This window comes from Embleya sp. NPDC056575, assembly GCF_042793325.1.
Lineage (GTDB): Bacteria > Actinomycetota > Actinomycetes > Streptomycetales > Streptomycetaceae > Embleya.
In genome coordinates this window covers 89,739-99,245 of record NZ_JBHTVA010000041.1, presented here as the reverse complement: position 1 = coordinate 99,245, position 9,507 = coordinate 89,739, and the positions used below count along the sequence as shown (strand labels likewise).

Below are 9,507 nucleotides of genomic sequence, written 5' to 3'. Positions count from 1 at the left end.
GCCGGGCCCCGGCCGCCGCCGCGTTCGACGGTTTTCGATCGGCGTATCGACAAGGCCGGCCACATTGCCGCGCTGGGCCTCGACGCTGCGTGCTCGCGGTGCCGCAGCGCGGGCACAGGCGGTGGGGGCCGGTGGCGGACATGTGCGACAGGTCGTCGAAGCGGTGGACGGAGCGTGGGTCATGTGTGGCCCTGTCGGATGTGCGGGGTGCGTGCGATGCTTGGCCACCACTCCTCGCGTTCCCGCCTCCATTGCCATGCCTGGGCTCGTCGTTCGACCCTGAGCCTGGCTCTATAACGTGCGTCGATTCGAGGTCGGACGAGTCCGGCCGTCCGGGCCGGGGGCGGGCGCACCCTGTCCGTCGGCGCTCGGGTGGTCGCCCACGAGGCCGGGAATCACGCAACGCGCCGTTCCGATCGAGTTCGACAGCCGTGAACAGGCCGTCGCGGCATACGAGAGCGAGACATACCGGGTGGCACCGCCGGCCCTCCCCGACGGCTACGAGCGCGACTTCCGCATCATCGAAGGCATCGAAGGCATCGACTGTCCGGCGAGACCGGCCATCGCCGAGCATCCGTCACCGCGGTGGCAGGCGTTCATTCGTCGCCGGGCGCGTCGACGAACTCGGCGCCGATTTCTTCCAGACGCTCGGCCGCGTAGGACGCGTCGACCAGCGCCTCGGGGGTGTGGACGCCCGGCGGTACGGCTTCGCCGCGCAGCCCGAGCAGTCGCTCGACACCGAGGGCGATGCCCAGTGCGGTCAGCGGTCGTTGCCCTTCCGGATGGACGAGGTAGCGGTGCAGGCCGCGCGGTTGCCCTCCCGGGCCGGTTCCCTCGACGTCGATCCGGATCTCGACGGAGGCGGGGCCGCCGCGTCGCCGACGCGCGGACTCGCCGATGGCGAGGTCGAAGCGGACGTTCGGCGCTCCCGTCGCCAGGGCGAGACTCGGCACGTCGAGGATGGCAATGCTCCGGCCGGGCACGAGGATCCCGTCGGTACCCGGTACATCCGTCCGTGCATCGGGTTCGGCGACCCACGTGAACACGCCGTCACGGCGTACCAGTCCGGCCGAGGTGGCGATGGACCAACGCTCCAGATCCGCCAGCCCCGCGGGGCCGCCGCTGTCCGACTCGTCCAGGACGGCACCGATCCGGATCGTGTCGATCCGTTCGAACTCCCTGGTGGCGTACAGCGTCGCCAGAACACCGATTCCCGCGCAGAAGTGACTCGCTACCAAAACCGGTGCATCGCCCGGCCGTTGGGCGCTCGCGACGATCTCCGGTGCGATGTCCACCAGGCCGCTGGAGATGCTCAGGTAGGGCAACCCGCGCTCCTGCGCGAACCGCAGCCCCTGCAATCGGTTGTCCCACAGCGCGGCGACGACCGCCAGACATCCTCCGTCGGTCGGCAGGCCCAGATCCCCGCGCCGCAGGTCGACGGTCACGGCCGTGGCCGCGCCGAGTTCGTCGGCGACCCGCCGCGCGCGGCCGAGGTCGCGGCCCGCGATCGACAGGGGCAGTTCCGGGTGCCATCGGCGCAGCACGGCGGCGGCGCCCGCGCCCGCCTGCCCCGAACCGCCCAGGATCAGAACCGAGTCGGACCGTCCCATGGTGAGTCTCCTTCGCAGCAGCTAACCTACATTTTGTAACCTACGTTTTGTAGCATAGCCTGGAAGGAGACGGCAAGGGAGGACCATGGCGACCACACCGACCCGCCTGTCCAAGCAGGCCAGGCGGGAACAGTTGCTCGACACCGCTGCGGCGATCGTGCGCACCCGGGGCGCCGACGGGCTCACGCTGGTCACCCTCGCCGAGGCCGCGGGCGTCAGCAGGCCGATCGTGTACGACCACTTCGGCACCCGCCCCGGCCTGCTGCTCGCGCTCCACCGGCGCCTCGACGAACGCCACCGGGCCTCGGTCACCCGGGCACTGCGGGACGCAGCGCCCGTCGCCGAGGAGGTCGCCCGCGTCATCGGCGCCGCGTACTTCGCCTGCGCCACCGACATGCCGGAACTCAACGCCGTCTCCGCGGCGTTGAAGGCCTATCCGGACATGGAGACGGGCGGACAGGACACGGCCGACAACTACACGGACCTGATGGCCGCCGCGCTGCGGCCGTACACACACCTCGAGCCCGACGCCCTCCGGCTGTGCTGTGCCGGCGTATTGGGCGCGGCCGAGGCGCTCGCCACCGAACTGAACCGCGGACGGGCCTCGGCGGAAGAAGTGGTAGACACGCTGACCGGCCTGATCATGGGCGGACTCGAGGCCGGGTCGTGAGTTGTGACTTCGTAGTGGTGGTTGGTGTGTGACCCGGGGTGTTGCGGGTTGGTTGGGAATGCTTCGTGGCCGTCCGTGTGGGCTCGGTGGGGTCTGGCCTGGGGGTTTCGCAGGTTGGTTTGAGCATGCCCGGGTGTGCGGCAACGAAAGTGCCGCTCCGGTCCTTGGCTGGGGTGGGGATGGTTCGGTGGCCGAGGAATCCGAGTGCCGGCCGTACCCAGAGCAGGGCGCTGTCGCGCGCTATGTGTTCCGGTCTCGCGTGGTGGGTTGTGGGGCGAAGGTCCACGCGCGGTGGTGTGTGCGCAGGAGGGGGAGGTGGCCGTTCCAGGCGGTGTCGGGCAGCGGCGTGGGCCCGTGGATCGTGATGTTCCCGGTGGTGTCGATGTCGAAGCCCCAGGCGAAGCCGACGAGCGGGACGACGTGGCGTTGGATGGTCTCGGCGATCGGGGTCCAGGCCAGGAAGGTGTGGGCGAGCCAGGACATCGGCGCGCGGTCGAGTCTGGCGGGGGAGTCGAACAGGGTCGGGGCCGGGCCGAAGTAGCAGTAGGGCGACCGGGAATCGGGGAAGAGTACGAACGGGTCCATTCCGAACACCGCGCCGCCCGACGCGTCGTCGCTGGAGCACACGAGCTGGACCCAGCCGAACATGGCACCGTAGCCGCGACCGGGGTGGGTGACGCGGGCGGTCAGACAGGGGAAGCCCAGGGCCTCGGCGGTCTGTCCGACCGCGGCGGGATCCTCGACCCGCTCGACGGTCGCCTCCACCGAACCGGCACGCCCCTCGCGCACGAACGACAGGATCACGCCCCCAACCTGCCAGGACCCGCCGGGCGCCCACAAGGCCGGACGGGTGTGGACGAGCCGCGGCCGGTCCCGGGCGACGCCGACCGCAGAGCCTTCCGCAGAGGGCCCCGCGGAAGGGAACCGCTCGGAGTCGACCGGGTTCAGCGGGCGTCCTTGTCGGTTGTCGGTGTCCGGCGTGCGGAGGAGGCGATCGAGCGGCCGGGCGTCGTCGTGGGTCCCGCTGTGGGGAGTCGAGTTGGTGATCCCGATGTAGACCGGCCCGCGGGTGCGTGTCTCCTCCGGTCCGTCCTGGGCGAATTGCCGGCGCAGGCGTTTGCGGGCCCGGCCCGAGGTTCACATCCGTCTCACCCCGCCGACGAACGCCACGCCCTCGCCGCCGCCCTGCGCTGGGCCTGGACCGGAACCACCCCCGCCACCACCCGCGACGTCGGGCCCGATGAACGACCGGCATGGATGAGGGCGTGCCGACGACAGCTCGCCTGCGCGACGTACTGAGCCGTGCTGGGCGCGTCGTGATCGCCGAGGGGTCGCCTGACGAGGTGGACTCCGTCAGTGTGGCGCGGACCGTGGTGACCGGTGCCGAGATCGCGGACTTGGCCCGGCTGCCGGCCATTGTGGACGGCGGCACCGGCGACCGGTGCCGTGGCCGGCCGACGGTCATGGTTCACGACGGCGAGGGCGAGCCGATCGCCTGCTGGACGCCGCACCACCAGTCCGGTCTTCGAGGGCTCGGTGACTGCGATGCCGATCTGCGGGATGGCCCGGCGCTCACCGAGTGGCTCGCGGAGCGAGGTCTGACCGGATCTCGTAAGGTCCAGGCGATGCTTGCCGCGCAACGGGCTGCGGAAGCGCAGCGGCGGCAGCGCCGGCTCCAGGCCGCGCCCGCCGGGCTGCGCGACGCTGCCAGGGACGTCTCCGAGCCGCCGGGGCGAGACTCGGCGGCCTGGTCAGGTCGCCTTCGGGACGCCGAGGCCCGCCTCGGCGCGCTCGTCCGAGTCGCCTATCCCGACAGGATCGAGCGGATCCTCGTGCTGCCGGCATGGGCGGGGGTGCCTGCCAGGGAGTCCGCCGGCGGCCTGACGTGGTACGACAGGGTGGTCGAGCAGCTGCTGCCGGCCGAGGACCCCGACCTCATCCTGGCCGCGCTCACCGCCCGCTCGCCGAGTCCGGCCCAACTCGACGGCACGGCCGAACTCTTCGCGTCTCACGAATGGACCGAAGCCCACGGCACGCGCCTGCCCGAGCCACTGCGGTCGATGCTGCTCGGACACATTCGAGCGGACGGCACCGACGCTATGAGGTTCCGGATGTGCCACGGCTACTACGGTGCCGAGCCATCTGCCTGACGGGACGCAACGAGCGCAACGCGCCTGGAGGCACGGTGTTCGACGACGCAGAGCTACTTGTCGCTTGGTGACAGCTTCGGGAGTTCAGGTCCTCGACGTCACCCCGGCCCGCCGTCGGCAGCGATCCCACCCGACCGGCAACGCGCCTTCGGCATCTCGCCGTTGCGGCGCCTGGAAACCGCCACCGCGCGCATCCGCCGCTCGGAGGCGGAGAACCGGGAACTCCGCATGGCGCCGGCTCCGGGCGAACGCGGGGCCGCCGAAGTGCCCGGACAGCCGCTGCCTCCTGGCATCATGCCCTCATGAACGTCTGGGCTCACGACGGCCTCCTCTATGAGGTGGATTCGGGCTACAGCCTGCCGGACGACGCCTGGCGGTACGAGTTGGCAGGCATCTCCGGCGCGCCCGGGACAGGACCGTACCTCGTCGTGATCATTCCCGACGCCACGCCGGACGACGGTCCCTTCACCCCGAAGCAGGCCGAGCACGTCCGGACGGTGATCCACGATGGACGGACCCCATGGCCGGTCCTCCTCCGCTTCGTGGATCTGATCGAGGGCTCCGGCGACGTTACCCACGGGCACGAGGCAACCTCGGACATCGGCACCCTGACCTCGTCCACCAACGAATGGCAGTTCGCCGACCGGCGATTCGAGGTGAACTCGTTCCACATCGGGGACCGGGACTCCTGGTGTTGCGAGCTGTATGAGGTCGCCCCCGAGACGTCAGAGAACAACTGCATCAAGGTACAAATTCCCGGTGCTCGGCCGGCGGAGAGTCCGTTCGTTGCCACGGCGGCCGATCAGGCGACGTTCACGGCCCACGGTGCATGGACGCTGCCATGGCCGGTCTTCCGACACTTCCTCGACGTCATCGAGACATCGGGCGACATTGTCGCAAACACAACGGCAACCGGCCATCCCAAGCCTCCGCCGACGCCGTGATCGAAAAAGGTCGGGACGCGTCGTCGTCGACACGCCGAAGCGGAGCTCTGAGCACACCGCACGGTGACCCCTTGAAAGTGCCGGGCCGTCGAGCACGCCCTTGGTTCGGGGCACCGAGGAGCCGTTGATGCGCCACCCCGACGCCACGTACGCAGCTCGGCTTGCCGCCTACGGGACCGTGAGCACTCAGCTCTCGTTGCTGAGCGACCACCGGCTCGGGGAGGCCGTGGCAGCCGCCACCCCGCTCGGGTCGGGCATCGGCGGCAGGTCGGCGGAGCTGGACATCAATGGAACGCGCGTCTTCGTCAAGCGGATCCCTTTGACGGACATCGAATTGCGCCCGGAGAACGCGCGATCGACCGCGAACGTCTTCGACCTGCCGATGTTCTACCAGTACGGGGTGGGCTCGGCCGGGTTCGGTGCCTGGCGGGAGCTTGCCGTGCACACCATGACCACGAACTGGGTTCTGGGCGACGAGTACGCGGGATTCCCCCTGATGTACCACTGGCGGGTTCTGCCCGACTCGCCTCCCGAAGGATTCACCGACGACTTCGGGGGCCTGGAGGGGGCCGTCGCCCACTGGGAGGGATCACCCGCCGTTCGTCACCGGCTGGAGGCCATCGGCCGGTCCTCGTGCAGCCTGGTGGTCTTCTTGGAGCACGTGCCGCACACACTCGCCGAATGGCTGGCCGACCACCGCAAAGCCGCCGTGTCGGAAGGCGGGGACGGCTTGCCCGTCCAGTGGGTGGAGAAAGCTCTTATGGACGGAGCTGCCTTCATGAGTTCTCGCGGACTTGTCCACTTCGATGCTCACTTCGACAACATCCTGACCGACGGCCGCCGGCTCTACTTCGCCGACTTCGGACTTGCCCTGAGCTCCCGCTTCGACCTTTCGTCGGGCGAGTCCAGCTTCCTCTCGGACCACCTCGCGTACGACCGCTGCTACACCGCGAGCCACCTGCTCCAGTACCACTTGCTCGACGGCGTGCGCGGTGACACGGAACGGAAAGCCTTCCTGCACGACTGGATCTCGGGCCGGCGCCCTGGCGACGTCCCACCCGCGATCACGGCCATCATCGACCGGCACGCACGCCCTACCGTCATCGTGGACTCCTTCTTCCACCGTCTTTTCACCGAGAGCAAGCAGACGCCGTTCCCGACCGCGGAGATCGAGCGGCAACTGGGCGCCGGCATCACAACCCCGAGCTGAAACACGCCCGACACCGTCCCCGGCGAGTCGGCCCCGCCTCACCCGCTCCAGGTGCTCGCCCTCCGCCTGATCGCAGCCCTCCGCATTGCCGAACCCCAGCCGAAACTGGCGCGCAAGCACTGCCGGCCAAGCCCATGACCGTTCTCACCGATACTGACTCTTCCACTGGTCCCCATGGCCGACCCCCTTCAAGGGGTCACGCCGGGGCTCCGGCCGCCTCCCCCTGCGGTGCGCGTCGGGCATCGTCGCCCGGATGGACAGGTCCAGATCGAGGCGGCTGTTCATGCCCAGCTCGAACGCCGGTGGCCATGTTCCTGAGAGACCTTCAGGCGATCGGTCGACCCGCGACGACCCAGAGGTCGTACGGCATGGATCTGCTGCGCTGGTTCCGCTTCCTGTGGGCGGTCGGCATGCGCTGGGACTTCCCCTGGCCAGACGAGGTTCACGCGCTCACGCCCATCACAATCCCATGGATCTCTATCGCAACGAACGCTCGGGGTTGTATCGGCCGCGGCCAGTTCAACGGGTGCCGCGCTGCATCCCGGACGAGAAGTTCAACGACCTGTTCGCCCGCCTGCGCTCGCACCGCGATCGGGCCCTGGTCGCCTTCTGGGTGTCGTCCGGCGCGCGGGCGTCGGAACTGCCCGGGGCCGGATACGGCGACGCCGACGCGGGTCGACAACTGGTCACCGTGGTGCGAAAGGGCACCCGGGCGATCCACCAACTCCCGGTCTCTCCCGACGCATTCGTCTGGTTGAGCCGCCGCCTATCGGATGGCCCGCGATCCGCAGATGTCGCTCACCGACGTGCAATGGGTGCTCGGGCACGCGCACCTCAGCACCACCGAGATCTACCTGACGCCGATCACCGCGGACGTGATCGCCGGAGTGTTCGCCCACTCGGAAGGGTTCTCAGCAGCTCAGGTACTCGATCATCGCGTCGGCGGTATCCGCCGCCGCGCGATGGAAGTCCGTGAGGTTCACCAGGTCGTGGACGACCTTCCGCTGCCAGTCGTCGTGCCAGGGCGTGGAGAACTCGAGTTCCTCCACCAACGCGGTCATGCGCCGCGGGTTCGCGGAGAGCCAGGCCTGGTACGGCGCGCTGCTCAGAGTCCCGGCCGCCGCGGTGACCTCTTCGGGGGTGAGGGTCGTGACGACGGTGTATTCCTGCACCTCGCCCTCGGGGCTGGTCCACAGGTCCGTGCGCGGCTCACCGCCATGGACGACGAGTTCGGTCGAAACCTGCCCGGGGCAATACTCCACGAGCACCCGGTCCAGCACCGAGCAGTGGAACTCCACCCCGGTGACCAGGCCCGCCCTCCAGAGTTCGGGTTGTTGATCCCAGTACGGGACGAGTGCCGGCAACTCCCGCGGAGCCGAAGACGAGACCGCCTCGGCCGAGGCACGTCGCCAGAAGAAGGACACGCTCACGTTCTCACTCCGATGATTCACCGACCGCGGTCCGCAATCGCGACGAACGCGGCCTGGAAGCGTCGGCCGACAACCCCGATACGCGGCCGGACCCACTGCCGATCACCCGGCACGGATCGGAAGCGGCTTCCGGCCGGCGACGGTCCTTGGCCGAGCCCAATCAGCCGGATGGGACGGTGCGTTCCGCCCGGGCGTGTCACCGGCGTGGAGGGTCACCGGTTCGAACGATCCGTACGGCTCGCGGGTCTCGGCGGCCCGCGGAGGAGGCGGCCGCGTCGACCCCGCCGCCCGACAGGGCAACGCGGCAACTCCGCAAGGCCCGACCTCGACCCGGGCCCGGCCGACCGGGCCGCCGATGGCCCCCACGCGGCACAGCCCGCACGACAACGCCACCAGGCGCACCGCGGATGTCCCCCCACGGCCGACCTCCCGCAGGCAGCGGCGGACGATGGTCCGGCACCGGCACCGGCACCGGCACCGGCTCCGCTCGACGGTGACGGCCTCGGCGTCCGTCAAGGGCTCCAACCGCACGCGGCGGTAGGTGTGGGAGTGCAGGTTCGGGGCCCGTTTCGGCAGCGTCATGCCCCAGGCGGGGGAGCCGACGACGATCAGGGCGGGGTCGACGTCCGGGTTCTCGGCCAGGGCCGCGAAATACTCCAGCGCGTCCTTCGGCAGGACGTCGGCGTGGTCGACGATCAGGGTGCGCGGGGTGTGTTCGAACGCGCGGGGTGACGCCGTGTTCGAAGTCGATCTGCGACCGCGGGACCACCCGCCCGGGCCACAATCGCCCCCCACAGCGCCTCCCGCACGCCCGCCATCGTGGGGCGGGAGCGGAACGTCAACCACGCCGCGTCCCGGCCCCGTTCACGTTGCGGTGCGCGCAGCGCGGCGGCGACGGCGGTCTTGCCGACTCCCGGTACCCCCGGTGACGCACAGCACGGCCGGTGTCGCGGCCGCCTCCCGCACGGCATCCCCGACCTCCAACAGTCCGGCGGGGGTTGCCGTGCCCCATCCGGGCACCACATCGACACCGTCCTCGGCTTCCGTCCCCACGCGACGCGCCCTCTCGATCGACACCCCCGAACCCGACCCGGTCTGACGCACACCCCGGCCCACGACCCGAGAACCGGGGAAGCACCGGCTCCGGAACACGCCCCGACGCCCCGCGTCGCCCCCGCACGGGCGACGACCGGGCGCGCCGATCCTCGAGGAACCCGGTCCGCGGCCGGGAACGGCGCGCCGTGTCGGGTGAATTCGCTCCCGTGCCCGGCCCGCCTCGGCGGGTGCCCGCGTGGGAGCTCTGCGTGCGCTCAGGAGAAGCTGCGCCATTCCTCGTCGGGGATGCGGCTCTCGGATGCGTCCGAGCATCGGGGTGCCCATTCCCGGGCGACGAATACCGACCGGGTCAAAACGCCGTCCCCGGCGCGTTGGACACGCATCACGACACCGATGTCAGGCGCGCCGGGGCTGCTTCTCGACCTGTCGGGCATCGG

7 protein-coding genes and 1 pseudogene are annotated in these 9,507 nt (G+C 70.3%); 5 read left to right on the top strand and 3 right to left on the bottom strand.

The features are described from left to right. Positions 1-327 precede the first annotated feature (327 nt). Positions 328-535 (top strand): annotated as a pseudogene (locus tag ACFRCG_RS29560) (DUF1330 domain-containing protein); the annotation flags it as partial. 61 nt (positions 536-596) lie between these two features. Here ACFRCG_RS29560 and ACFRCG_RS29555 read toward each other — a convergent pair. Next, positions 597-1,610 carry a saccharopine dehydrogenase gene (locus tag ACFRCG_RS29555; protein WP_380037007.1) on the bottom strand — a complete coding sequence of 338 codons (1,014 nt, stop codon included), beginning with the start codon at positions 1,608-1,610 and terminating at the stop codon, positions 597-599. 85 nt (positions 1,611-1,695) lie between these two features. On the opposite strand from ACFRCG_RS29555, the gene ACFRCG_RS29550 reads away from it, so the two are divergent. Next, complete coding sequence (locus ACFRCG_RS29550) at positions 1,696-2,280, top strand: TetR/AcrR family transcriptional regulator (RefSeq protein ID WP_380037005.1); 585 nt, start codon at positions 1,696-1,698, stop codon at positions 2,278-2,280. Between the two features lie 240 nt (positions 2,281-2,520). Here ACFRCG_RS29550 and ACFRCG_RS29545 read toward each other — a convergent pair whose 3' ends face one another. After that, on the bottom strand, positions 2,521-3,084 hold the full coding sequence (locus ACFRCG_RS29545; RefSeq protein WP_380037003.1) for a hypothetical protein: 564 nt from the start codon (positions 3,082-3,084) through the stop codon (positions 2,521-2,523). A gap of 449 nt (positions 3,085-3,533) precedes the next feature. Between ACFRCG_RS29545 and ACFRCG_RS29540 the strand changes: the two genes are divergently transcribed. The 3 genes from ACFRCG_RS29540 (at position 3,534) to ACFRCG_RS29530 (ending at position 6,584) form a co-directional block, all read left to right on the top strand. After that, positions 3,534-4,430, top strand: coding sequence for a hypothetical protein (locus ACFRCG_RS29540; RefSeq protein WP_380037001.1), 897 nt, complete (start codon positions 3,534-3,536; stop codon positions 4,428-4,430). 302 nt (positions 4,431-4,732) lie between these two features. Continuing rightward, positions 4,733-5,374 carry a hypothetical protein gene (locus tag ACFRCG_RS29535; protein WP_380036999.1) on the top strand — a complete coding sequence of 214 codons (642 nt, stop codon included), beginning with the start codon at positions 4,733-4,735 and terminating at the stop codon, positions 5,372-5,374. Positions 5,375-5,501: 127 nt separating this feature from the next. Then, complete coding sequence (locus ACFRCG_RS29530; RefSeq protein ID WP_380036997.1) at positions 5,502-6,584, top strand: protein kinase family protein; 1,083 nt, start codon at positions 5,502-5,504, stop codon at positions 6,582-6,584. Between the two features lie 911 nt (positions 6,585-7,495). Here the strand turns inward: ACFRCG_RS29530 and ACFRCG_RS29525 are convergent. Continuing rightward, complete coding sequence (locus ACFRCG_RS29525) at positions 7,496-8,014, bottom strand: hypothetical protein (RefSeq protein WP_380036995.1); 519 nt, start codon at positions 8,012-8,014, stop codon at positions 7,496-7,498. Between the last annotated feature and the right edge of the window lie 1,493 nt (positions 8,015-9,507).